Source organism: Glutamicibacter halophytocola, from assembly GCF_001302565.1.
In the GTDB taxonomy this organism is placed as follows: domain Bacteria; phylum Actinomycetota; class Actinomycetes; order Actinomycetales; family Micrococcaceae; genus Glutamicibacter; species Glutamicibacter halophytocola.
In genome coordinates, this window is the sequence record NZ_CP012750.1 from 978,933 (window position 1) to 1,002,781 (window position 23,849).

Genomic DNA, 23,849 nt, shown 5'->3' on the forward strand with positions numbered 1-23,849 from the left:
GCGCAATGCACTGAAAGGGCACTATGCCAACGACCATGAGCACCGAGCAGGCCAGCTGGTTCTGCGATACCTTCTCCACCCTGGTCTCCAATGTGGGCCAGTCCGTCTTGGGCAAGGACCAGACCATCAAGCTGGTGCTGACTGCCATGCTTTCCGAGGGGCACGTGCTGCTCGAAGACGCGCCGGGCACCGGCAAGACGATGCTGGCCCGCTCGCTGGCCGCCACCGTGAAGGGCAGCAACTCGCGCATCCAGTTCACCCCCGACCTGCTGCCCTCGGACGTCACCGGCATCACCATCTACGACCAGCGCACCGGCCAGTTCGAATTCCATCATGGCCCGATCTTCGCCAACCTGGTGCTGGCCGATGAAATCAACCGCGCCTCGCCAAAGACCCAGTCGGCGCTGCTGGAGGTCATGGAAGAAGGACGCGTCACCGTCGATGGCGTGACCTACCCGCAGGCCCGCCCCTTCATGGTGATCGCCACCCAGAACCCGATCGAGCAGGCCGGCACCTACCGGCTGCCCGAAGCCCAGCTGGACCGCTTCCTGATCAAGACCTCCATCGGTTACCCGGATCGCGCCGCCACCGTGGCCCTGCTCTCGGGCAGCGCCCAGCGCGACCGCTCGGCCAGCCTGCGCCCGGTGATCACCACCGAAGCCGTGGTGGAAATGGCGCAGCTGGCCACCACCGTGCACGTGGATGCCGCGGTGCTCGACTATGTGGCCGCGCTGTGCGAGCTGACCCGCGAGGTACCCGAAACCCGCCTGGGCGTCTCGGTGCGTGGCGCGCTGGCCATGGTGCGCGCGTCCAAGGTCTGGGCCGCCAGCCAGGGGCGCAACTACGTGCTCCCGGATGACATCAAGGAACTGGCCCCGCACATCTTCACCCACCGACTGGTCCTGGATCCGGAAGCCGAGTTCACCGGCACCACCGCATCCCAGGTCATCACCTCGGTGCTCGCCAAGGTTCCCGCCCCGACCCGCCGCGGAAGCGAAGACTCGGTAGCGGCGGCGGAAAACCAGGACTCCGGCTCCGGCCAGGAAGCGCATTAATGAACCGAAAAGCCAGGCGTTCCTCCCGGCGCAGCGCGCTGAACCGCAGGGCAGGCCAATCGCTGAGCATGGCCAGCGAAGCGCTGCAGGTCCTGCGCGAATATCTGCGCCCCGCCGCCAGCAGGGCGCGCACCTACAGCGACCGGTTCCTCGGCCCGCTGGGCTCGGTGATTTCGCCCTTGGGCTTCGCCGTGCTGGGAACCACGGTTCTCCTGTGGATCCTCGGCGCCGTCTTCGGCTGGCAGGAAGCGGTCCTTGGCGCATTCATGGCCACTGTTTTGCTGCTGGCCGCCGTCGGCTTCATCCTCGGTCGCAACGACTTCAGCGTCCAGCTGGATCTCCACCGCACCCGTGTCGCGGTCGGGGACCGGGCTGTGGGCGCCCTGCAGGTCACCAACAAGGCATCGCGCAGTGCAGCCCCGGTGATGATGGAATTGCCGGTGGGCCATGGCGCCACCGCCTTCCGGATCCCGCGCCTGGCTACTGCGCAGGAGCATGAAGAACTCTTCACCATTCCCACCCAGCGGCGCCAGGTGCTCAACGTCGGACCGGTGCGCTCGGTGCGCCAGGACCCCTTCGCGATTCTGCGCCGCCAGGTGAAGTGGACCGAAACCTACGAGCTGTTCATCCATCCGAAAACCACCGGGCTCGATGGTTCCTCCGCAGGCTTCATCCGCGACCTCGAAGGCATGCCCACCTCGGATCTGTCCAACTCGGACGTCTCCTTCCATGCACTGCGCGACTACCAGCCCGGCGATGACCGCCGGCACATCCACTGGAAGTCCACGGCACGCACCGGCCAGCTGATGGTTCGCCAGTTCGAGGAAACCCGGCGCTCCCATCTGGCCTTGAGCCTTTCAACCAATTTGGAGGAGTACTCCGAAGCCCACGCCGAAGAAGACTTCGAGCTGGCGGTTTCGGTGGCTGCCTCCATCGGCCAGCAGGCTGTCGCCGAGCAGCGCAAATTGGCCATCCTCACCCAGGAAGGGCCGGTGCGCACCGACAGCGGCCGGATGATGATGGACGGGCTGACCCGGATTGAAGCCTCCCCGGTACTGCGCGAGAATCTCGTGGACGTGGTCCGCCATACCGCCGATACCGTGCCAGGGGCCTCGGTGGTGTTTTTCCTGACCGGCACCCGCACCAGCGCCAAGGCCCTGCGCGCGGCCTGGATGCACGTGCCCGCCGGGGTGCGGGCCATCGCGATCCGCTGCGAGTCGGGGATCGAGCCGACCCGTTCGAATATTGGCGAATTGACCGTTCTCAGCCTGGGAAAACTTGATGAACTGGGCTTGATGCTGCGAAAGGCGGTGGCATGAATAAGCTCCCGCTGTGGCGTTTTGGCGTTGATGCCGCCTGCCTGGCCTTGGCGCTGCTGCTTGGTGCCCTGGGTCTGCTTGATGCCTATGGCGCCAGCCCCAATTTCATGCTGGCTGCTGCCGGCGGCATCCTCGCCGGCCTTGCTCTGGCCTGGGCGAATGTCTATTTCCGCTGGGGCACTTGGCGCACCGTCGGAGTCTTTGCGCTGCTCTACCTGCTGTTGGGCACCCCGCTGGCGACACCGCGTGAAGCGGCCTTCGGCGTTTTGCCCACCGCATCTTCGCTGCGCACTTTGCTGGCCGGACTGGTCTTCAGCTGGAAGGACATGCTCACCGTCGCCCCGCCGGTGGGAACCTATGGAGGGGTGCTCATTGTGGCGTTCTTCTCCACCTTGCTCACCGCGGTGCTGGCCGGACTGGTTGCTTGGCGGCTGCGCTCGCCGTACTGGACGCTGATCCCGCTCTTGGCCATGTTCGTCCTGGGAATCGCCTTCGGCACCCGCGACGTGCCGCTGCCGATTGCCCGCGGCGTGGCCTTGATCGCCGTTCTGGTGGGCTGGCTGGCGTGGCGGACCTTCATGTCCTCGCGGATCACCGGCGCCTTTAATGGGCTGGAGTCCGGGCACGGAGAATCACGCGGCGGCCAGCAGCTGCTCGTGCGCCGTGTGATCGCCGGGGCGCTGGTACTGGCCGGCGCGGGCACCATCACCGCGGCAGCCACCCCGATCCTGGCCCCGGAAAACCCCCGCCAAGTGCTGCGCGATGCGCTGGAACCGCCGGTGGATCTCTACGATTACCCCAGCCCGCTGACCCGTTTCCGCAAATATGTGAAAACCATGGCCGATGACACCCTCTTGACCGTTACAGGCCTTCCCAAAGGCCAGCGCATCCGCTTGGCGGCGCTGGATTCCTACAACGGCATGGTGGCGAACGTGGACCCGGCCGCCGGCGGAAGCTTTTCCCCGGTCGGCGATGCCAGCGATATTCGTTCCACGGATTCAGCCGAAGGGCGCGAAACGGCCGATCTGGCCATTAAAATCGAAGACTATGACGGAGTCTGGGTTCCTGCCGGCGGAAAATTGCTGGGCATGGACATCACCGGAGCCCGCGAAGACGAACTGGCCCGATCGCTGTTCTACTCCGATACCTCCGAGAGCGTGCTGAGCTCCACCGGAGTGCGCAAGGGCGATTCCTACACAGCCAAGGTGCAATTCCCGGCCCAGCCAACGGATGATCAGCTTGCCAAGCTGGACTTCGCGCAATTGCGCATGCCGGAATTGGCCAACGTGCCAGCGATAGCTGGAGCCAAGGCCGCGGACTTTACCGGGTCTGCACGCAGCGACCTGGAGCGGGCGCGCGGCCTGGAAGCGACGCTGTCTGGAACCGGATTCTTCTCCAATGGAACCGAGGGCCAGGTCCCTTCGCTTTCCGGACACGGAGCCGGGCGCATCACCAGCCTGCTGGATGCCGACCAGATGATTGGCGACGATGAGCAGTATGCGGTGGCCATGGCCTTGATGGCACGCGAGCAAGGCATGCCAGCACGTGTGGTCATGGGCTTCTATCCCGAAGAATACCGTCCCGACCAAGCGGTGAACCTGACCGGTTCCGATGTGCACGCCTGGGTGGAAATCGCCTTCGAGGGGGAGGGATGGGTAGCTTTCAACCCCACGCCAAATGAGGATGAGCAGCCTACCCCGCCAGAGCAGGAACCGAAGTCGGTGCCGCAGCCCCAGGTGTTGCAGCCGCCTCCGCCGGCCCAGGACGAAGCGGACCTGCCCCCGCAGACTGCACCCGAGCCCCAGGAAATCGAGGAAGAACCCAAGAGCTTCTGGGAACGCTGGGGCATGGTGATCAAGGTGGCAGGCATTTCGCTTGGCTCCCTGCTGGTTCTGCTCTCGCCACTGGCGCTGATTGCGCTGTTGAAACTTCAACGCCGCAAAAAACGCTCAGGTACCGGAAACCGGGCTGAACGCATGAGCGGTGGCTGGCAGGAACTGCTGAGCTACGCCACCGACCACCGGATATCCACGGCCAACGGTGCGACCCGCAGGGAAAATGCTGCGGTGCTTGCCACCGGATTCCCCGCCCTGGCATCATCGGTAGCCACGTTGTCCCAACAGGCCGACGCCGCGAACTTCTCTCGCGAGCAACCAACCGAGGAACAGGTGCAGAAGTACTGGGATGAAGTGATGGCGCATACCCGCAAGATGCAAGAGCCGCTGAGCTTCTTCAGGCGTATGCGGGTGAACTTCTCGCCGCGTTCGCTGATCCACGAATTGGCGGCCAAGACAGTCATCACAGCAAGAACATTCAAACGGAAGAGTAGGAAATTCCCATGGCAGTGAAAATGAACTTGGTGGACGCCACGACCACCCAACGACTGCTGTCATGGCTGGTGGATATGGTGCCGGTGCTGATCCTCTCGGTGATTTTCTTGCCGATGATCTCAGCCAAGATGCTCCAAGCCCTCACCGTCCCAGAAGTCATGGGCGACATCATGGGAATCTATGCCACGTATGCCTTGCTCTCTTTGGCCTACACGGTGTTCGTGTGGTGGTGGGAAGCCACCGCTGGCAAGACCCCGGGCAACCTCGTTCTGGGCGTGCGCACCACGAACCTCGAAGGCGGTGCCCCCGGTTGGGGCAAAACCATTGGCCGCCGCTTGCTGATTGCTGTCGCCGGCATCATTCCCCTGGCCGGTTCCATCCTGATGGTCATTTCCAACCAGTTCGATTCCAATGGAAAAAAGCAGGGATGGCACGACAAGGCCGCAGGCACATTGGTTCTGGATATCAAGGCCGGACGTGATCCATTGAGCACTGGCGGCAAACAAGGGCCAGAATCATTTGCCCCGCAGCCGGCAGCAGGGCAGGATTCGGCGGTGGCTAATGTCCGACAGCCAGCGGCTGAGCAGGCTCCGGCCGTCACCAACGTCCCGGTCCAGAAAGCCGACGGTCCGTTGGAGAAGGAGGTGGCCGTCATCGATTCGGTTCCAGGAGCCGTCCGTTCTCCACTGCCAGAACCAGAACCACAGCCAGAACCACAACCGCAGGCCGAGCTCTCTGACCAGCACGTTTCGGGCGCCGACGCGGATGAAGAAGAAGGCTACACCCGAATTCGTTCCGCAGCGCCTGCGGGCCTGCACCTGGAATTTGATGACCAGAAGTGCATCGAGCTCGATGGCACTATTCTGCTCGGTCGCAACCCCTCGCACGGCGAGGGCGACATCGGCGTGCGACTGGTTGTCCTGGATGATCCCGAGCGCAGCGTGTCCAAAACCCACCTGCTGGTTCAGCCCGGTGCCGGCTGCATTTGGGTCACCGACCGCGGTTCGGCCAATGGCTCATCCATTGTTGACGCACAGGGCGCGGTTCGCGCACTGGAACCGGGCAAACCCGAACAGGCCTTGGCCGGGCAGACTGTCTACCTGGGCGACAGGTACTTCCACGTGGAGCAACCTTGAACGGCCCGGCACCCAGCACTGTCCCGAGCTTCAGATACGGCTACGCCACCGATCGCGGGCTGCGCCGTGCGCTGAATGAAGACAGCCTGCTGGCCACGGACCGGCTGGTCGCCATCGCCGATGGCATGGGCGGGCATGAAGCCGGCGAAGTAGCCAGCGCCTTGTGCCTGAAGCTGCTTGGCGAGGGGCTGGGCACCGTGCCTGGGCGCACTGATCCGGACCAGCTCGGGGCGCTGCTTGAGCGCACCGATCAGCAGATCATCGACGTGGGCGCTGGCCGGGCCGGAACGACCCTCACCGGGGCGGTGCTGGTGGACGAAATGGCCAGCACAGCAGCGGCGCAGCCCCAGCTCCTGGTCTTTAATGTCGGCGACTCGCGTACCTATCTGTGGTCGCATGACCAGCTGCAACAGGTCAGCATCGACCACTCGGAAGTCCAGGAAATGGTCGACAGCGGTCAGCTGAGCCCGGACGAAGCTGCCAATTACCCGCGCCGCCACGTTATTACCCGTGCCCTTGGCATCAATGCCGATAGCCATCCGGACTTCTGGCTATTGCCCGTTGCGGGCACGGAAAGGATCCTGGTGTGCTCAGATGGCTTGAGCAGCGAAGTGGGCGATGAAAAAATAGAAGAGATTCTGGCGTACTTCCCGGACCCGCAACAGGCTGCCGAAGAATTGGTCCAAGCAGCCCTCACCGCCGGAGGACGCGATAATATCAGCGTGATCGTAGCCGATGTTCAATACGGGCATCCAGACGACGTCGAAGTGACCGTCCCGCGACTATCGACCATGAGCCACACAGAGGAGACATCATGAACAGCCTGCGTTACATCCCCGGCGAATGGTACGCCCTGGTCAATGACGAGCATGCCGTACTTCTGCCTGCCGACACCAGCACCGAGCAGGTAACCGCCTTCTGGGACAAGCTCCAAGATGCCGTCACCGTCGAGTCGTTGCTCTCCGAGCTGCTGTCCATTTACCAGATGAATATCGCATCCCTGCCAAATTTTGCCCTGGTCTCCCGGGAAGCCGCACCGCACACGGTATTGCGCGGCAGCCTCGAATTGCGCTCGCGTAGCCAGAAGGGCGAAGAATTGGTCAGTGGCGCCGGCATTGCCACCTGGGCTGAGCGACAACTGGCTGACTCGCAAGGCTGGACTCTGGGCGCTGCTGCCGAAACTTCCACCAAGGCCGCGGCGTTGCCAATCCAGGAAGGCATTGTCCGTGTTTCAGCACTGTCGTGGGATAGCGGCCAAGGACCATCCCCAGCTGCAGCGGAGCGTGCCAAGCAAGCAGCGAATGCATCGGCTGCCGCTTCTGCAGCTGCTGCCTCGAGCGCGGTCAAGGCTCCGGCCCAGTCCGAGCAGAAGAGCGTTGCCGAGGCTCCGAAGCCCGAGGTGCCGGAAGCTCCGGCGCCTGCCAGTGTTCCGGTGGCGGACAGCAAGCCCGCCCCAGCGGCCGCTCCTGCAGTGTCCGAGCAGAAGAGCGTTGCCGAGGCTCCGAAGCCCGAGGTGCCGGAAGCTCCGGCGCCAACCAGTGCTGCGGTGGCGGACAGCAAGCCGGCCCCAGCGGCAGCTGCAGATCCTGCTCCGGCCACGGAAGAAATAGCTGCACAAGAGCCAAAGCCTGAAGCACCTGATGCGCCAAGTGCTCCCGCCGCAGCTCAAAAGCCTGCGCCATTCCAGGCACCTGCACCCGCCAAGGCCGCAAGCCCGAGCCAGGCTCCAAAGCCAGCGGCGCCTGCTGCCCAGGGGCCGCTTGCCACAGAGCATACGGAAGCCAAGGCCAAGAAGGTTGCCGCGCAGGACGCCGACAACGAAGACACCTTCATTCCTTCTTCGGATCGCGGGCACACCTCTTCCGGGGTGAACGAACAGACCCAGGACCCGGAGGACTACGAACAGCACCTGCACTCCGCCGAATTCTCGCTGGCTAGCCAGCTGCTGGGCATCCGCGGAGCAACCGGCACCGAATACGAAACCGGTGACGGCGACGATCTGGATACGATCATCAAATCTCGTGCTGCCGCCACCTCGGCTTCCGCGGCGGACGAGCACACGATCATTCGCGGGATCAAGGCCATGAAGCCGCAAACCCCGCCACGCCCAGAACCAGAGGCCGGCGATGACAGCCATTCCGGCCCCACCGAGTACATCTTGGCGCGTTCCTGCGAACAGCGCCACCCCAACCCGCCGACGGCCTCCACCTGCCATACCTGCGGGGCAACCCTGTCCGGTCCGGCGCGCCAGGTTCGCAAGCCGGCCATGGGCCGCATGACGGTGCGCGACCGCGGGGGCATCCGCGAGTATTCGCATGAACTGAACCGCTCCGTGGTGCTGGGCCGCCAGCCCAGCGCCTCGGCGGTCAAGGAACCGAATCCACCGCGCTTGCTGCAGATTGACAGCCCGAGCGGCGACATTTCCCGCTCGCACCTGCTGGTGCGCTTGGAAGGCTGGCATGTGCAGCTCGTTGACCTGGGCGCGACCAATGGAACGATGCTCTTGCGCGAGGGCCAGGCACCGCGACGCCTCTCCCGGAACCAGGAAGTCATGCTGAAAAGCGGCGATGTGGCGGACCTCGGCGATGGTGTCAGCCTGCGTTTCGAGGATGTGCCGTGAGCCCACGGCGCCCCTCGTCGCCCGCGCCGCAGATCCCCGGCTTCACCCTGGTCAAGCCACTGGGTACCGGCGGCTTCTCCGACGTGTACCTCTACGAACAGCATCGGCCCCAGCGCAAGGTGGCCATCAAAGTGCTCCTGGCTGATGTCAGCAAGGACGATGCCCGGAAGCTCTTTGAAACTGAAGCCAACTTGATGGCCCAGCTCTCGTCGCATCCGTACATTGTGACCATTTATCAGGCGGAGACCACCGAGGATGGCCGCTCGTACCTGGCGATGGAGTATTGCTCCCGTCCCTCCCTTGATGCCCGGTACCGTCGCGGCGTGCTCAGCGTTGATGAGGCGCTGACCCTGGCAATCCAGCTTTGCTCTGCGGTGCACACCGCGCACTTGGCGGGCATCGTGCATCGCGATATCAAGCCGGCCAACGTGCTGACCACCGATTACAACCGCCCGGCATTGACCGACTTTGGCATTTCGGGCACCGTGGGGTCCCATGCTGCCGGGATGTCCGTGCCATGGTCGGCACCTGAGGCCTTTGAAGAGGGCCTCCCGCCGGGGGTGCGCATGGATGTCTACTCGCTGGGCGCCACCATCTACACGGTGCTGGCCGGGCACTCGCCATTCGTGCATCCCGGACAGGACAATTCGCAAGCAGTCCTCATCGAGCGAATCTGCAACACCCAGCTGCGGGCGTTGACCCGGGCCGACATCCCGGATTCGCTGAATCAGGCCCTGGCGGTAGCCATGGCCAAGGATCCAGAGAGCCGATTTGGCACGGCCGCAGAACTTGCGCGGACCTTGCAGCGGATCCAAATGGAGTTGGGTTTTTCCGTCACCGAGTTCGAGGTGATGGAAGATCCCGCTGCTGAGGCGGCTCCGGAAGAGGAAGGGGAGGCAACCCGCGTTCGGAGCGTCACCTCGATCAGCGACGCCCAGCGCCCGCTGTCGGCAGGCCCGATGATTTCCTTCGTTCCGGGGCAGCGTCCCAAGGATTCGGGCAGCAGCAGGCCCGCCAAGCCCAAGGTGGCCGAGCGATTTGTTGCTGCCCCCAGCGACGCCGCGGATTCCTCGCAATCGCCTGCTGGGGATCAGGCCGACGCGCCAGCGGCGGAAAATGAAGCTAGGAGTTTCCCGAAAATATTCATTGTTGTCGGGATCATCCTGGTTTTGCTGATTGGCGGTGCAGTGGCGGTCAATCGGCTGCTGCCGCAGGATGAAAGAACCACTGAAGGCGGACTTCCCATCACCGCTTCCGGCGATCCAAAAGATCCCCTGCTGGGCGGCACCGTGCCGATGGTGGAAAATTTCAAGTACTCTACGGTGGGTGAGACAGTGACCTTCCGCTGGGAAAACCCGGAACCTAACCAGGGTGATTTCTACCGGTGGGCGCCTATCACGGCAACGGATAAGGGCGAAGTCGAGCAGACCAAGTCAACCAGCGCGACGACCGCTATCGCTGAAGGCGGACAGACGTGCATTGAAGTCAAACTGGTTCGCGATGACGGCCGCATCTCCGATGCGTCAAAGTTCTGTACGGGTTAATGATCGGGAGAGAAGGCGAAATCCTTGAACGAGCTCTACGTTGAGTATTGCGGCCAGTACTATCCAGTAGTAGAGGATAAGACCTTTGTCATCGGACGCGAAGGCGACTTGGCAATTGACGAAAACCCCTACCTCCACCGCCAGTTCCTGACCATTTCAAAACATGCTGGCCTGTGGTGGCTGAACAATATTGGCACCCGCTTGACTGCCACCATTGCGGATAAGACTGGTGGATTGCAAGCCTGGCTTTCCCCGCAGTCCAGCCTGCCCCTGGTGCTGAACCGGGTATCGGTGGTTTTCACCGCCGGACCGACCACCTATGAACTGTCCATCCATGTGGCCCAGCCGGCGTTCCGGCAGGACCATGTTGATAGCGACAGCGATGGGGAGACCACCATCGGGCCGGTGATTTTGACCCAGGCGCAAAGGGCCTTGATCGTTGCCCTCAGCGAGCCGATGCTGAAACGCGACGGGACTGGGCTCAGTGCCATCCCCACCAGCGCCGCGGCGGCCGAGCGCCTTGGCTGGGGCATCACCAAGTTCAATCGCAAGCTCGATAATGTCTGCGACAAATTGGATCGAGCCGGCATTGCCGGATTGCGTGGCGGGCCAGGAAAACTGGCCACCAATCGCAAGGCTCGGCTCGTTGAGCATGCGGTGAGTTCGCATTTGGTCACCCGGGCAGACTTGGACATGCTTGAGGCCGGGATCCCGGACGACGAATAGGCAGCGTGCAGCGCTTCAAAAATGAGATGGCTTGTTGTTCCCTCGGGGAACAACAAGCCATCTCACTTGGTCTGCTGCATCGGCAATGGGCCTTTAGCGGCGTCCGACGGCCCAGCCCAGGCGCGGGGTGAGCGCGCGGCGTTTGCGCAGGCGCGTTACGCGCTTCTTGGCTGGTGCCGCTTCGTCGGGCTGCTCGGCAGGTGCATTGCCCAAGGCGCACAGCAATGCGGTGACTGCTGCCAGTTCCTCGGCGCTGGGATTGCCCTTGGTCACCTGGATCTGCGGGGCGGCAGGCGTCGCGGTGTCCTGTTCCATTGGCTTTGCTCCTCGTTAGTACTCGAATAGGCGGTGCGGGCCCTGGCTACAGCGGGATGTTGCCGTGCTTCTTCGGTGGCAGCACTGCATGCTTTTCACGCAGTGCGCGCAATCCGCGAACCAGCTGCACGCGGGTGTCGCTCGGGGCGATGACCGCATCCACGTAGCCCAGCTCGGCGGCCTGGTACGGGTTGAGCAGCTCGGCCTCGTAGTCGTCGATGATCTGCTTGCGGCGGGCCTCGACGTCTCCGCCTTCGGCTTCCACTGCCGCAAGATCGCGGCGGTACAGGATGTTCACTGCGCCCTGCGCGCCCATCACGCCGATCTGCGCGGTGGGCCAGGCCAGGTTCAAATCCGCGCCGAGCTTCTTGGAGCCCATCACGATGTACGCTCCGCCGTAGGCCTTGCGGGTGATCACGGTCAGCTTCGGCACGGTGGCCTCGGCGTAGGCGTAGAGCAGCTTCGCGCCGCGGCGGATGATCCCCTGGAATTCCTGGTCCTTGCCGGGCAGGAAGCCGGGCACGTCCACGAAGGTGAGGATCGGGATGTTGAAGGCATCGCAGTTGCGCACAAAGCGGGCAGCCTTTTCCGAAGCGGCAATGTCCAAGGTGCCGGCAAACTGCATTGGCTGGTTGGCCACGATGCCCACGGTGCGTCCCTCGACGCGGGCGTAGCCGATCATCACGTTCGGCGCGTACAGCGACTGCATCTCGAAGAAGTGCGCGTCATCGACGACGGATTCGATGATCTTGCGCATGTCATAAGGCTGGTTTGCGGAATCCGGAATCAAGGTATCCAGCGCCAGGTCATCCGCGGTGATTTCCAGCTCTTCATCGAACTCGGCGATCAAGGCATCGGAAAGGTTGGAGGAGGGGAGGAAATCCAGCAGTTCCTTGCAGAACTCCACAGCGTCTTCCTCGTCGCTGGCCAGGTACGTTGCCGTACCGGTGTTGGCATTGTGCTGGCGCGCGCCGCCGAGGGTTTCCATGTCGATTTCTTCGCCGGTGACGGTCTTGATGACATCTGGCCCGGTGATGAACATGTGGCTGGTCTTGTCAACCATGATCACGTAGTCGGTCAGGGCAGGGGAGTAGGCGGCTCCACCAGCCGATGGGCCCATGATCAGCGAGATCTGCGGGACCACGCCCGAGGCGTGGACGTTGTTGCGGAAGATGTCGGCGAACATGGCCAGGGAGGCCACGCCTTCCTGGATGCGGGCGCCGCCGCCGTCGAGGATGCCTACTACCGGGCAGCCATTGCGCAGCGCGAATTCCTGGACCTTGACGATCTTCTCGCCGTTGACCTGGGACAGCGAGCCGCCGTAGACGGTGAAGTCCTGGGAGTAGACGGCCACAAGGCGGCCATCAACGGTGCCGTAGCCGGAAACCAGGCCATCGCCCATTGGCTTCTTCTTTTCCATGCCGAAGGCAGTGGAGCGGTGAACAGCGAGGGCGTCGAATTCCACGAAGGAGTCCTCGTCCATGAGCATTTCGATGCGTTCACGGGCGGTGTGCTTTCCGCGGGAGTGCTGTTTTTCGATTGCTGCCTGGCCGCTAGGTGCTTCGGAGAGCTTCTGGCGGCGGCGGAATTCAGCAAGCTTGCCGGCGGTGGTGGACAGGTCGATTGCTTCGTCTGCCTCGGTTCTGCCCTGCGTCATGCCTTCGACTCCCTCGAGTTGTTTTCAATGTGTAGGAATAGCACAAGAAAAATGCCATCCAAGTCAGTCTAGCTGGGTAAACAGGACTTCTGGTTGTAGGAAACTTACAAAATGGGCCAATATCCAGTGGGTGGCACGCCAGAATAAGTTACTGAAGAGTAGCTTAGCCGGGGGAGTTCGCGTAATCTGTATCACATGACTAGTGAACCCCGCACTGAACTCGCCCCGGTCGCGGCGAGCCTCAAGAACCGCACCATCTTGATGAGCGGCGGAAGCCGCGGCATCGGATTGGCCATAGCCAAAGCAGCCGGAGCACTCGGAGCCAACGTCGTGCTGCTCTCGAAAACCAACGACCCGCATCCCAGCCTCGAAGGCACCATTCACACCGCAGTTGAAGAAATCAACCAGGCCGGCGGACGCGGCCTGGCAGTGGTGGGCGATGTGCGCATCGACGAGGACGTGCAACGCGCAGTGGCCGAAGCCGTGGCCGCCTTCGGCGGCATCGACATCGTGGTGAATAACGCCTCGGCGATTAACCTGGCCAAGACCGAGCAAGTGGACATGAAGCGCTATGACTTGATGCAGGACATCAACGTGCGCGGAACCTTCCTGCTATCCAAAACCGCGCTGCCCTACCTTCGCGCCTCGCAGCATGCCCATATTCTGACGCTGTCGCCACCGCTGAATCTGGACCCGCGCTGGGCAGGGGAGCACCTGGCCTACACGATGGCCAAGTACGGCATGTCCCTGACCACCCTTGGATTGGCCGAAGAGCTCAAGGACCAAGGCGTTGGCGTGAATTCGCTGTGGCCAGAAACCCTGATTGATACCGCGGCAATCCGAAATCTGCCCGGTGGGCAGAAGATGATCCAGGGCGCCCGCGATGCGCAAATTGTTGCCGATGCGGCCATGGCCATTTTGAGCAGCGATCCCCGAAAGCTCAGCGGCAACTTCTTCACCGACTCGCAGGTGCTGAACTTGGCTGGCGTGGCGGATCTGGAGAAATATTCGCTCAACCCCGACGTGCCGCTGGTCGAGGACATATTCCTTTAAGGAGACTTCGCCAAGAGCGGATCGGCGTGCCGGTGCCATAGGGTTTTAGCTATGGACACTTCCCAGGGCGCCGCCCGCGCAGCCATCGACCCCACGCGTTTTGCCCAGCTCACTCAGCAGCTTTCGCTCGGAGCGGTGGAATTCAAAGAGACCTCGGGGTCAACGAATGCCGAATTAGCGGATCTGGCCAGCCGGGGCCTGGCTGGCCATCTGAGCGTGTACTACACGGAGCACCAGCAAGCAGGCAAAGGCCGGCTCGGCCGTGCCTGGGTGACGCCGTCCGGCTCCTCGATCACCGTGAGCGTGATGATGGCCCCCGGAGCGAGCGTTCCCACCGAAGCGCTATCCTGGTACACCATGCTGGCCGCCTTGGCCTGGAGCCGAGCTGCAGAACGCGTCGCCAAAGTCCCGGTCCGCATCAAATGGCCCAATGACCTGCTGGCCGGGGAGTTCAAGATTTGCGGCATCCTGGCCCAAATGGTCCCGGCCGGCTCCGGATACGGGGTGGTTGTTGGCACCGGGATGAACGTGGACCAGAGCCGCGAAGAACTTCCGGTCCCCACGGCCACGTCGCTGCGGCTGGCCAGTTCGCACGCCATCGACCGCACCCAATTGCTGGCCGAGTACCTCAAGGAACTGGTGAACCTCGACCGCGGTTTCCGCCAGGTCTCCGGGTCCGTTCAAGTGCCGCTGCCGGGATTCGAGGGCCGGTCCCTGCGCGAAATGGCCAGCGAAAAACTGGCCACCCTGGGCCACGAGGTGCGGGTCGAATTCCCCGACGGCTCAACCCTGGAAGCCACCGCAGTCCAGCTGGCGCCTGACGGAGCACTGGTTTTGGAGGACCGGAACGGGCAGCGGACCAATGTGCTGGCCGGGGACGTGCACCACGTGCGGCGCGCCGATGGAAAGTATGCCTAACCAGCATCGTGCCTAGCACCGGGACTATTATTGAATACACAGACCGAAGAACTGTGTCCAGACAGGAGGGACGAGGACCTTAACGATGAAGTTGCCGCTACATGAACGGGAGCGAGTGATTATCAAAACTCGCGAGCACTCCCGAGTATTGCGACAGCCGATCAGCGCCTTTCTCATCCTCACCGCCTTGTGCACGTTCGCCATTGGCTACCTCTCGCGTGATGACCTCTCCGATTGGCTGGCCGACAACGCCGACGTCTGGATGATCGTGGCCGTGGTTCTCTGGGCCGCCTTGGTGCTGATCTGGAGCATCGTTCCGTGGATCCGCTGGACCCGCAGCCTGATCGTGCTGACCAGCGAGCGGATCATGTACAGGTCCGCCTACAGCCAGGGACAGCTGCAATCTGTAGGATTATTTACGGTTCGCGATCTGGTCGCCTACGCTAAGCAGCACAATGCGATGACGCGCGCGGGAACCTTGGATATCGTCTTGAACCAGGGATATGTGCGAATCGCGCACGTTCCATCCGTCCCGTATTTCCGTTCGCTGGCCATGGAAGCCATGGCGAATCTGCGCGGAAGCCGGGACGCGGCACACACCGAAACGACGAACAGTGAGGGCATGGGGGCATGAGCACCGAGCACAACAATCCACCCCGGGCCGACTCCCCGCAGTCGGCCGCGCAGGCCGCCCGCGAAGCTCGTCAGCATCCTGCCGCCGACATCCCCGACCAGTCCGATCCTATTTTCGAACTGGCCCAGGCCATGGAGGGCCCGCTGCGCATCCCGGCCCACACCCCGGATGCCGTGCGCGATAACGTCGCCTCGCTGGAACACCGGCTTATCGGCGGCCAGCGCGAGTTCCGCCGCCGCGAGGTAGCGGCCGAAGCCGGAATTTCCCTGCACTCCGCCCGCAAGCTCTGGCGCGCCATCGGCTTCCCGGAACTCGGCGATGACGAGGTGTTCTTCACCAAGGCCGACAAGGCAGCGCTGGGTACCATGGTGGACATGGTGCGCGAAGGCAAGCTCACCGAGGAAACAGCGATCTCGCTGATGCGCTCGGTCGGGCAGATGACCGACCGCATGGTCGTCTGGCAAATCGAGGCCCTGGTCGAGGACATGATCGCCAACCAGAACATGTCCGACCGCCAGGCCCGCCGCCAGCTGTTCAGCATGCTGCCCGACATCATTCCGGCCATTGAGGATTTGCTCCTCTACTCCTGGCGCCGGCAGCTGAACTCGGCAGTGCACCGCATGGCACTGCGCGTGGAAACCGGTGTCGCCGCCTACAAGCAGGACAGCCCCGAGGCAGACGGCGGAACGCCGCTGCCCTTGGCCCGAGCCGTGGGCTTCGCGGATCTGGTCTCCTACACCTCGCTCTCGCGCCGCATGAACGAGCGAACCCTCGCCCAGCTGGTGCAGCGCTTCGAAGCAAAATGCGCGGAAATCATTTCCGTTGGCGGCGGGCGCCTGGTCAAGACCATCGGCGATGAAGTGCTCTACGTGGCGGAAACCCCGCAGGCTGGCGCGCTCATTGCCTTGTCGCTCTCCCGCGAACTGGCCAAGGACGAACTGTTCCCGCAAACCCGGGGAGCCGTGGTCTGGGGCCGCGTGCTGTCCCGGCTCGGCGACATCTACGGGCCGACCGTGAACATGGCCGCCCGTCTCACCTCGCTGGCCGAACCCGGATCGGTGCTCACCGATGCCCTGACTGCAAATACCCTGCGCAATGATGCCCGCTTTGTGCTGACCGCCCAGGAAATTACGGCCGTGCGCGGCTTTGGCGACATCCAACCTTACGAACTCTCGCCAGGCGAGGGAGCCGGACTGGTGATTGATTAATGAATAATGAACCGACACCCGTGCCGTTCAACCTGGCTGCCGCCGGAATGACCGACGTTGGACGGCGCCGCAGCGAGAACCAGGACCGCATCTTGCTGCATGACATCGTTTATGCGGTGGCCGACGGAATGGGCGGGCACGAGGCCGGGGAAGTAGCCAGCCAGCTCGCGGTCGAAACCATGCAGGAAATTTGCACCTTCGCAAACAAGACGTCGGTGCGCAAGCTGCCCACCGTCGCCGAGGTCCAGCGCCAGGTCCAATTGGCCGATGACCGGATCCGCGAAGCCCTGGAAGCCCGCGGCGGCACCACCTTGTGCGCGCTGCTGCAGATCAAGGCCCCTGACCAGGGCCGGGACAATGTCACCGCGCCGATCTCCGCAGTGCCACCGTGGACCTCCAGCTTTTCCATGAATGTCAACACCGACGTGATCGCCAAGATCACCCCGGAAATGCTCAAGGACCACCGGGACCCGGCAACTCCGGGCACGGCGCCCCTGCCGGTGGTTGCCGAAGAGATACCCAACCTGTTGCTCGTCAACGTGGGAGATTCCCGCGGCTACCGGTTGCGCGACGGAGCCCTGCAGCAGCTGACCCGGGACCACTCGGCCGTCCAGGAAATGGTGGACGCCGGGCAGATCACCGAATTCGAGGCCCGCAATCATCCGCATCGCAACCTGATCACCCGTGCCCTGGGGGCAGGTGCCGAAAGCCAGCCCGATGTCACGGTGCTGCAGCCGCGCATCGGCGACCGCTACCTGTTGTGCAGCGATGGGCTATCCGGCGAGCTGACCGAAGACATCTTGCAGACCATCTTGGTGAACTTCAAGGACCGCAGCGAAGCAGTGCGGGTACTGACCGGGGCGGCCCTGGAAGCCGGTGGCCGGGACAATATCGCGGTGATCGTGATCGACGTGGTGGCTGCAGGAAATCCGGAGCCGGACGCAGAGGAGAACTGAGCTTTCAAGCCTGCGATTCTGGCAGCTGGTGGGGCACAATTGGATACGTGAGTGAAAATGCCGTAACCCCCGTTGAGACCACCAATGCTCCGCCGGAAGCTGACAAGGCCCGCTATGAACAGCTGGTCGAACAAATCCGCACCCACCGCGACGCGTACTACCAAAATGACGCCCCGCTGGTTTCCGACGTCGAATACGATGCGCTGTTCCATGAATTGCAGTTGCTCGAAGCCCAGTATCCGATCCTGGCCGGGCAGGATTCACCCACGCAAGAGGTGGGCGGCGAGGTCTCCGCTGCCTTCGCCTCGGTCACTCACGCCAGCCGCATGTACTCGCTGGAAGATGTTTTCTCGCTCGAAGAACTCGACGCGTGGCTGGAACGCGCCCAGGCCAACGCCGAGCGCCTGCATCCGCAGACACCGGTCAAGTGGCTGTGCGAAGTCAAGATCGATGGCCTGGCCCTCAACCTGACCTACCGCGAAGGCAAACTGGTGCGCGCCGCCACCCGCGGCGATGGCACCACCGGTGAAGACGTCACCCACAACGCCCTGACCATCAGCGACATCCCCCAGGAATTGACCGGCTCGGGCTGGCCGGCAGAATTCGAGGTGCGCGGTGAAGTCTTCATAGCCACCGATGACTTTAATGCCTATAACGAAGCGCTGATTGCCCAGGGCAAGGCGCCCTTGGCCAACCCGCGCAATGCTGCCGCTGGCAGCCTGCGGCAAAAGGATCCCGAACAGACCGCCAAGCGCCCGCTGCGGATGTTTGTCCACGGCCTGGGGCGAAGCCGCGACTTCCAGATGACCGAGCAGTCCGAGGCCTATGAGCTCATGCGCGGCTGGGGCCTTCCGGTGTCCCCCTACGGCAGGGTCGTGGGCAGACGGGCCGAAGCCAAGGACTACATTTCGGAGCATGGCGAAAAACGCCATGACCTCATCCATGACATCGACGGCATCGTCATCAAGGTCAATGACCTGGCCACCCAGGAGCAACTGGGCTACACCTCCCGCGTTCCACGCTGGGCGGTCGCCTACAAGTACCCTCCGGAAGAGGTCCACACCAAGCTCCTGGACATCCAGGTCCAGGTGGGCCGCACCGGACGTGTCACCCCCTTTGGGGTGATGGAACCGGTGCTCGTAGCCGGCTCCACCGTAGCCCGTGCCACCTTGCACAACCAGGAAGTGGTCAAGGCCAAAAACGTGAAAATCGGCGACACCATCATCCTGCGCAAGGCCGGCGATGTGATTCCGGAAATCGTCGGACCGGTCTTGCCGCTGCGTGAAGGAAACACCGGCCTGCGCGATTTTGTCATGCCCACCCACTGCCCATCCTGCGGCCAGCCATTGGCGCCGGCGAAGGAAGGGGATGTGGACATCCGCTGCCTCAACGCCGAATCCTGCCCGGCGCAGCTCACCGAACGCGTCGCCTACCTTGGCGGGCGCAGCGCGCTGGATATCGAAGCCCTGGGCTATGAAGCCGCCGCCGCGTTGACCAGTGGCCCCGGGCAGGACCCGCAGACCCAAGGCGGCGTCATCCTTCCAGCAGGTCCCGGCCCCCTGCATAACGAAGCAGAACTGTTCAACCTCAAGGACAAGCTGGAAGAACTGGGCGAGGTCAAGGTCTGGCGTGAAAAGCGCGCCAAGGGCGAGGGCACCGGAAAATTCGAGCTGGTCCCGTATTTCTATTCCAAGGCCACCGCCAAAAAGCCATCCGCACCGACCCGCAGCACGCTCAAACTGCTGGACGAACTGGAAAAGGCCAAGGAGAACCCGCTGTGGCGCGTGCTGGTGGCGCTGTCCATCCGCCATGTCGGCCCTAACGCATCACGGGCCATCGCCACTCGCTATGGGTCCATGGACGCGTTGCTTGCCGTCCTGGACTCCGGCGACGCCGTGGCCGAATTGAGCGAAATCGATTCGGTCGGATCCATCATTGCCGAGGCGCTGGTGGAATGGTTCAAGGTGGACTGGCATCGCGAGATCGTCTCCGCATGGCAAGCCGCCGGCGTGAAGATGAAAGATGAGCAGGACGAGAACATCCCGAAAAATCTGGAAAACCTTGCCATCGTCGTGACCGGAACGCTGGAGAATTATTCGCGGGACACCGCCAAGGAAGCAATTATCGTGCGCGGCGGCAAAGCCACCGGCAGCGTGTCGAAGAAGACCGACTTCCTGGTCGCCGGCGAAGCCGCCGGCTCGAAACTGGACAAGGCACAGTCACTGGGAGTTCCGGTGCTCGACGAAGCCGGCTTTGGAGTGCTCCTGGAACAAGGACCAGACGCCGCGCGCGAGGCAGCCCTCGCCGCACCTACGGAAGGCTAATACATGGACAAGTCAATCAGTCACGACCCGCTGGTACTGGTGGCGCGCCGCGCCGCCGCTGCCGGCGCCGAGGTGCTTTCTCGACGCGACGAATCGCAATTCAACCTCAACGACAAGTCGGCAGCGGGGGACTGGGTCACCGATTTCGACCGTGCCTCGGAAGAAGCCATCCGAGCCACCATTTTGACCTCGCGCCCCAATGACGAATTGACCGGCGAGGAGTTCCCCAGCGCCAAGCCGAGCCACCCCAGCGGTGTGCGCTGGAGCATCGATCCCCTGGACGGAACGACCAACTTCGTCCGCAATATCGCCTACTACTGTTCTTCGGTAGGAGCCTGCCAGCTGGAAGAGGACGGCACCGAAACCTGGGTGGCCGCCGCTATTGTTGCCCCGGCCTTGCAAGTGGAGTATTTCGCGGGCAAGTCCCTGGGCGCATGGAAGCACGACCTGCGCACCGGAAAGCTGACCCAGCTCACCGGCCCAGTCGAGTCGGCAACAAAAATTCTTGGCACCGGGTTCGGCTACGATGCCGAACGCCGCCAGTTCCAGGCCCGCGTCTTGGAAGGCATGCTCGAAGACTACGTCAACGTTCGCCGAATCGGCTCTGCCGCCTTGGACCTGTGCCTCGTTGCCGAGGGCGCATTGGACGCCTACGCCGAATACGGCACCCAGGAGTACGACTGGGCAGCCGGCGCGTTGATTGCCGAGGAGGCCGGATGCCAGGTGGGCCGTCCGGCGTCAAATCCCGGATGGCAGTATGCCGGGCTTGTGGATACCGCAAAGCTGAGCGTACCGGGTAGCTAGTACAGCACCAGGGCCATCGCTTCATGCGCGTAGTGGATGGCTATGCCTACGGCTACACCGCCACACACCTGGGTGGCGGTGTGCTGGAAGCTTCGAATGCGGGACCAGGAAAGCACCGCGATGAACAAGAGCACCCATGGCGTCAGTTGCGGGCTCTGCCCGGCAACTTGCAAGATGGCATACGTGCCCACAGCCAGGTGCACCGAGACTTTCCACCAGATGTTGATGATGGCCACCACCAGCAGTCCCAGCAACATGCACAGGACCTCGCGGAAAATGCCGGCGCCGGCGTCCATCAGCCACAACACCAGCAAGCCGCAGAGGATCAAGCCGGAAGTCATCGCATAAATTCCGTGGCGCTGGCGGCGCACGGTGACATGCAAATCCGTGACCCTGCCGCGCAGTTTTGCCGTCACCAGCAGCAGCCACGGGATCACCGTGGTGAACAGGGCGGCCACGATCGCCCCGGCCCACCTGATGCGTGCATCGCGCAAGGGCGAGAGCGCCAGCAAGAGCGTGCCCAGGACAATAGGCGAGAGGATGTGCGAAATCAGCAGCGCAGCGTTCTTCGCGGCGGCTGGCTGGCTTGGTGCGGAAACCTGCTGCATAAAGGTTGGTAGCCTTGCTCGATAGGGTTTGGCGATCGGCGACTCGCCCCTTCAACACTAGCAAGAGCTGCTTGCGGCACGTGCCTTCAAGGGCGCTTCCAGAACGCCAGTTCAAGAACAACGGGAACGCGGCAGAGGTTTATGAGCGACTCCATTTCCTGTTCCAACTAGGCCGGTCTCATTTAAGCGACAATTGCAGTGGAAAGCATGTGGGAAAGCGGGTGAATGGCTTGGCAGACAAGGACTTCGAACCGGAGTCGGTGCGCGTCATCGAGCAGATTCGGAACGAGATCATCGACGGGGTGCGCAAACCGGGCAGCCGCCTGGTCGAGCGAGACCTTGCGGAGGATCTGGGGGTCAGCCGGTTGCCGATCCGCGATGCCCTGCGCGTCCTGGTGGCCGAGGGGCTCGTGACGCCGCGCCCGCGCAGCTGGGCCACGGTGCGCGAATTCACCGCCTCGGATGTAGCCGACCTGCACGAGGTGCGTGGCGCGCTGGAAACGATGTCCTTTGCGCTGGCCGCGCAACGCCATACCCGCGAAGGACTGGCACAGCTGCGCGAGGTGCTCGAGGTGGAAATCGCGGCCGCCGCGGCACAGGACTTCACCACGGCCCGCCGCGCCGGGGCGAACTTCCATGAGGTGGTTATCAGCATGGCGGGCAACGACCTGCTGCTGGAGCTCCAGACCTCCCTGGCCCCGCGGATGCGCTGGGTGCTGGCGCAGCACGACGACCTGGAGACGATGGCGCACGAGCACGAGCTGCTTTATAACGCCATCGCGGAACGCAATGTCGGGCTGGTCAAGCGCCTGGCCGAGCAGCATCTGAACACCAGCCGGGGCAGCCTGAACGACAAGCGGGCCCGTGAGGGCATCGCTGGAACGACGGAAGATCTTCACTAACTGCTGAATATCAATCCGATAGTCCGGTATACCGGACGATCGCTGTGGATTCCCTGCTGCACGATGCTTGTGAGCGCGGTTACATGGAGAGCGTGTCCTGAATGGGACTACTGCACATGACCGTTGTTTCGAGGAGATCCGTGAGAACCAGCCAACCAGCCCAGAGCCTCAAGCGAGGCCTAAGTACCCGGCATATCCGTTTCATAGCCCTCGGATCCGCCATCGGCACCGGGCTGTTCTATGGTTCCGCCGGAGCCATCCAGATGGCTGGACCGGCGGTGCTGCTGGCCTATATCATCGGCGGCGCCGTGGTCTTCATGGTGATGCGAGCCTTGGGCGAGATGGCGGTGCGCAACCCGATCGCGGGGTCCTTCGGCTCCTACGCCACGCGCTACGTGGGGCGCTTTGCCGGCTTTGTCACCGGGTGGACCTATACCTTCGAGATGTTCGTCGTGGCCCTGGCCGATGTGACGGCCTTCGGGGTGTATATGGGCTTCTGGTTCCCCAACGTCGAACGCTGGATCTGGATCCTGGCGGTGGTCTTCTTCATCGCCGCGGTCAACCTGCTCTCCGTGAAGGTGTTCGGCGAGCTGGAGTTCTGGTTCTCGCTGATCAAGGTCGTGGCGATCATCGCGATGATCGCCGGCGGCATCGCGGTCATCGTCTTCGGCCTGGGCAACCAGTCCGAGGGCGCCGCGGGCATCTCCAACCTGTTCTCCCATGACGGCTTCATGCCGCACGGGGTGATGGGCGTGCTCATGTCCTTCACCATCGTGATGTTCGCCTTCGGCGGCACCGAGGTCATTGGCATCACCGCGGGCGAGGCAAAGAATCCGCGCAAGGTTATTCCCGAGGCCATCAACTCGGTGCCGGTGCGCATCCTGCTCTTCTACGTGCTGACCCTGGGCGTGATCATGTCGATCCAGCCATGGAATACCATCAACGGCGAGGAAAGCCCCTTCGTCTCGATCTTCTCCAGCATCGGCCTGTCCTCGGCCGCCCATGTGCTGAACTTCATCGTGATCACCGCAGCCCTCTCGGCGATCAATGCGGATATCTTCGGCGCAGGCCGCATGATCCACGGCATGGCCCGGCAGGGCCAGGCCCCGATGGTCTTCACCAAGACCACCGCCAACGGCGTGCCGTGGGTGACCTCGCTGTCGATGATCGTGGCCCTGCTGATCGGCGTGGTGCTCAATATCTGGTTCGAGGACCAGATCTTCTTCCTGATCGCGGCCCTGGCCACCTTCGCCACGGTGGTGGTATGGCTGATGATCCTGCTCTCCCATATCGGCATGAAGCGCGAGCTGGCCCGCAAGGGCCTGGCCTCCGCTGGCTTCCAGATTCCTTTCTGGCCACTGGGCAGCTACATCGCGGTGGCCTTCATGGTCTTCGTGATCGTCATGATCGGCGTGGTGCCAGATACCCGCAGCGCGCTGGTCACCGGAGCCATCTGGGTTGCGGCGCTCGGTGCTTGCTACTGGTTCTTCGTGCGCGGCAAGCGCGTACCGGAAATCGACGAATTCGACGCGGATCCGGATTCGGTGCCCGAGCACGGGGAGAATGTCGGCCAGCAGGCCGAAGGCCCGCGTTCCTAGGAGCGCCATGTCCTTGAGGGGCCACGGGTACGGCATTGCGCCGTACCCGTGGCCCCTTTTCTTTTGCCCTGGTCGCTGGGTCTTCTGGACGCGCTCGGGTATTTGGTATACCCATAGTGTCGTTTGGATTCGACAGATTCAT

General features: G+C 63.1%; 20 protein-coding genes. 17 read left to right on the top strand and 3 right to left on the bottom strand.

The genetic code is table 11. The features are described 5' to 3' along the window. The first annotated feature begins 35 nt into the window (after positions 1-35). From AOZ07_RS04555 to AOZ07_RS04590, 8 genes are read left to right on the top strand one after another with little or no spacing between them, the layout of a single operon-like run. Positions 36-1,055: an AAA family ATPase gene (locus AOZ07_RS04555; RefSeq protein WP_236995266.1), complete on the top strand. Its 1,020-nt coding sequence runs from the start codon at positions 36-38 to the stop codon at positions 1,053-1,055. Beyond that, positions 1,055-2,374 (top strand): DUF58 domain-containing protein, encoded by a 1,320-nt coding sequence (locus tag AOZ07_RS04560; protein ID WP_060700915.1) that lies wholly within the window; start codon positions 1,055-1,057, stop codon positions 2,372-2,374. The genes AOZ07_RS04555 and AOZ07_RS04560 overlap by 1 nt, the downstream gene beginning before the upstream one ends. Continuing rightward, entirely contained in the window at positions 2,371-4,722 is a 2,352-nt protein-coding gene (locus AOZ07_RS04565) for a transglutaminase-like domain-containing protein (protein ID WP_060700916.1), read from the top strand. The genes AOZ07_RS04560 and AOZ07_RS04565 overlap by 4 nt, the downstream gene beginning before the upstream one ends. Beyond that, positions 4,713-5,840, top strand: coding sequence for an RDD family protein (locus AOZ07_RS04570; protein WP_060700917.1), 1,128 nt, complete (start codon positions 4,713-4,715; stop codon positions 5,838-5,840). The genes AOZ07_RS04565 and AOZ07_RS04570 overlap by 10 nt, the downstream gene beginning before the upstream one ends. Then, the gene (locus AOZ07_RS04575; RefSeq protein WP_060700918.1) at positions 5,837-6,658 is read left to right on the top strand and encodes a PP2C family protein-serine/threonine phosphatase; all 822 of its coding nucleotides are present in this window, start codon (positions 5,837-5,839) and stop codon (positions 6,656-6,658) included. The genes AOZ07_RS04570 and AOZ07_RS04575 overlap by 4 nt, the downstream gene beginning before the upstream one ends. After that, positions 6,655-8,460 carry an FHA domain-containing protein gene (locus AOZ07_RS04580; RefSeq protein WP_060700919.1) on the top strand — a complete coding sequence of 602 codons (1,806 nt, stop codon included), beginning with the start codon at positions 6,655-6,657 and terminating at the stop codon, positions 8,458-8,460. The genes AOZ07_RS04575 and AOZ07_RS04580 overlap by 4 nt, the downstream gene beginning before the upstream one ends. After that, positions 8,457-10,004, top strand: a complete 1,548-nt coding sequence (locus AOZ07_RS04585; RefSeq protein ID WP_060700920.1) for a serine/threonine-protein kinase — start codon at positions 8,457-8,459, stop codon at positions 10,002-10,004. Before AOZ07_RS04580 ends, AOZ07_RS04585 begins: the two co-directional genes overlap by 4 nt. Before the next feature lie 24 nt (positions 10,005-10,028). Continuing rightward, complete coding sequence (locus AOZ07_RS04590; RefSeq protein WP_060700921.1) at positions 10,029-10,730, top strand: hypothetical protein; 702 nt, start codon at positions 10,029-10,031, stop codon at positions 10,728-10,730. A gap of 93 nt (positions 10,731-10,823) precedes the next feature. Here the strand turns inward: AOZ07_RS04590 and AOZ07_RS04595 are convergent, their stop codons facing one another. Together AOZ07_RS04595 and AOZ07_RS04600 are read right to left on the bottom strand one after the other, a co-directional pair. Next, the gene (locus AOZ07_RS04595; RefSeq protein WP_060700922.1) at positions 10,824-11,045 is read right to left on the bottom strand and encodes an acyl-CoA carboxylase subunit epsilon; all 222 of its coding nucleotides are present in this window, start codon (positions 11,043-11,045) and stop codon (positions 10,824-10,826) included. A 46-nt stretch (positions 11,046-11,091) separates the two neighbouring features. Then, positions 11,092-12,702 (bottom strand): acyl-CoA carboxylase subunit beta, encoded by a 1,611-nt coding sequence (locus AOZ07_RS04600; RefSeq protein WP_060700923.1) that lies wholly within the window; start codon positions 12,700-12,702, stop codon positions 11,092-11,094. Positions 12,703-12,897: 195 nt separating this feature from the next. On the opposite strand from AOZ07_RS04600, the gene AOZ07_RS04605 reads away from it, so the two are divergent. From AOZ07_RS04605 to AOZ07_RS04635, 7 genes are all read left to right on the top strand, one after another. Next, entirely contained in the window at positions 12,898-13,755 is an 858-nt protein-coding gene (locus tag AOZ07_RS04605; protein WP_060700924.1) for an SDR family oxidoreductase, read from the top strand. Positions 13,756-13,806: 51 nt separating this feature from the next. Next, positions 13,807-14,673 (top strand): biotin--[acetyl-CoA-carboxylase] ligase, encoded by an 867-nt coding sequence (locus AOZ07_RS04610; protein ID WP_060700925.1) that lies wholly within the window; start codon positions 13,807-13,809, stop codon positions 14,671-14,673. Positions 14,674-14,758: 85 nt separating this feature from the next. Continuing rightward, complete coding sequence (locus AOZ07_RS04615; RefSeq protein ID WP_146277879.1) at positions 14,759-15,307, top strand: hypothetical protein; 549 nt, start codon at positions 14,759-14,761, stop codon at positions 15,305-15,307. After that, the gene (locus AOZ07_RS04620; RefSeq protein WP_060700927.1) at positions 15,304-16,515 is read left to right on the top strand and encodes an adenylate/guanylate cyclase domain-containing protein; all 1,212 of its coding nucleotides are present in this window, start codon (positions 15,304-15,306) and stop codon (positions 16,513-16,515) included. Before AOZ07_RS04615 ends, AOZ07_RS04620 begins: the two co-directional genes overlap by 4 nt. Continuing rightward, entirely contained in the window at positions 16,515-17,471 is a 957-nt protein-coding gene (locus tag AOZ07_RS04625) for a PP2C family protein-serine/threonine phosphatase (protein ID WP_084793134.1), read from the top strand. The genes AOZ07_RS04620 and AOZ07_RS04625 overlap by 1 nt, the downstream gene beginning before the upstream one ends. A 47-nt stretch (positions 17,472-17,518) precedes the next feature. After that, positions 17,519-19,795, top strand: coding sequence for an NAD-dependent DNA ligase LigA (gene ligA / locus AOZ07_RS04630; protein ID WP_060700929.1), 2,277 nt, complete (start codon positions 17,519-17,521; stop codon positions 19,793-19,795). 3 nt (positions 19,796-19,798) lie between these two features. Next, positions 19,799-20,599: an inositol monophosphatase family protein gene (locus AOZ07_RS04635; RefSeq protein ID WP_060700930.1), complete on the top strand. Its 801-nt coding sequence runs from the start codon at positions 19,799-19,801 to the stop codon at positions 20,597-20,599. Here AOZ07_RS04635 and AOZ07_RS04640 read toward each other — a convergent pair. Further along, positions 20,596-21,207, bottom strand: a complete 612-nt coding sequence (locus AOZ07_RS04640) for a hypothetical protein (RefSeq protein ID WP_060700931.1) — start codon at positions 21,205-21,207, stop codon at positions 20,596-20,598. The genes AOZ07_RS04635 and AOZ07_RS04640 overlap by 4 nt on opposite strands. Positions 21,208-21,287: 80 nt before the next feature. Here AOZ07_RS04640 and AOZ07_RS04645 point away from each other — a divergent pair, with 80 nt between their 5' ends. Next, positions 21,288-22,109 (top strand): GntR family transcriptional regulator, encoded by an 822-nt coding sequence (locus AOZ07_RS04645; protein WP_236995267.1) that lies wholly within the window; start codon positions 21,288-21,290, stop codon positions 22,107-22,109. Between the two features lie 116 nt (positions 22,110-22,225). Next, positions 22,226-23,707 (top strand): amino acid permease, encoded by a 1,482-nt coding sequence (locus AOZ07_RS04650; protein ID WP_060700932.1) that lies wholly within the window; start codon positions 22,226-22,228, stop codon positions 23,705-23,707. Positions 23,708-23,849 lie beyond the last annotated feature (142 nt).

Bases quoted from the DNA above. Each gene is read 5' to 3' on its own strand.
- AOZ07_RS04555 (WP_236995266.1), top strand. From the start codon at position 36: ATGAGCACCGAGCAGGCCAGCTGGTTCTGCGATACCTTCTCCACCCTG.
- AOZ07_RS04560 (WP_060700915.1), top strand. From the start codon at position 1,055: ATGAACCGAAAAGCCAGGCGTTCCTCCCGGCGCAGCGCGCTGAACCGC.
- AOZ07_RS04565 (WP_060700916.1), top strand. From the start codon at position 2,371: ATGAATAAGCTCCCGCTGTGGCGTTTTGGCGTTGATGCCGCCTGCCTG.
- AOZ07_RS04570 (WP_060700917.1), top strand. From the start codon at position 4,713: ATGGCAGTGAAAATGAACTTGGTGGACGCCACGACCACCCAACGACTG.
- AOZ07_RS04580 (WP_060700919.1), top strand. From the start codon at position 6,655: ATGAACAGCCTGCGTTACATCCCCGGCGAATGGTACGCCCTGGTCAAT.
- AOZ07_RS04595 (WP_060700922.1), bottom strand. From the start codon at position 11,045: ATGGAACAGGACACCGCGACGCCTGCCGCCCCGCAGATCCAGGTGACC.
- AOZ07_RS04600 (WP_060700923.1), bottom strand. From the start codon at position 12,702: ATGACGCAGGGCAGAACCGAGGCAGACGAAGCAATCGACCTGTCCACC.
- AOZ07_RS04605 (WP_060700924.1), top strand. From the start codon at position 12,898: ATGACTAGTGAACCCCGCACTGAACTCGCCCCGGTCGCGGCGAGCCTC.
- AOZ07_RS04610 (WP_060700925.1), top strand. From the start codon at position 13,807: ATGGACACTTCCCAGGGCGCCGCCCGCGCAGCCATCGACCCCACGCGT.
- AOZ07_RS04615 (WP_146277879.1), top strand. From the start codon at position 14,759: ATGAAGTTGCCGCTACATGAACGGGAGCGAGTGATTATCAAAACTCGC.
- AOZ07_RS04620 (WP_060700927.1), top strand. From the start codon at position 15,304: ATGAGCACCGAGCACAACAATCCACCCCGGGCCGACTCCCCGCAGTCG.
- AOZ07_RS04625 (WP_084793134.1), top strand. From the start codon at position 16,515: ATGAATAATGAACCGACACCCGTGCCGTTCAACCTGGCTGCCGCCGGA.
- AOZ07_RS04635 (WP_060700930.1), top strand. From the start codon at position 19,799: ATGGACAAGTCAATCAGTCACGACCCGCTGGTACTGGTGGCGCGCCGC.
- AOZ07_RS04640 (WP_060700931.1), bottom strand. From the start codon at position 21,207: ATGCAGCAGGTTTCCGCACCAAGCCAGCCAGCCGCCGCGAAGAACGCT.
- AOZ07_RS04650 (WP_060700932.1), top strand. From the start codon at position 22,226: ATGACCGTTGTTTCGAGGAGATCCGTGAGAACCAGCCAACCAGCCCAG.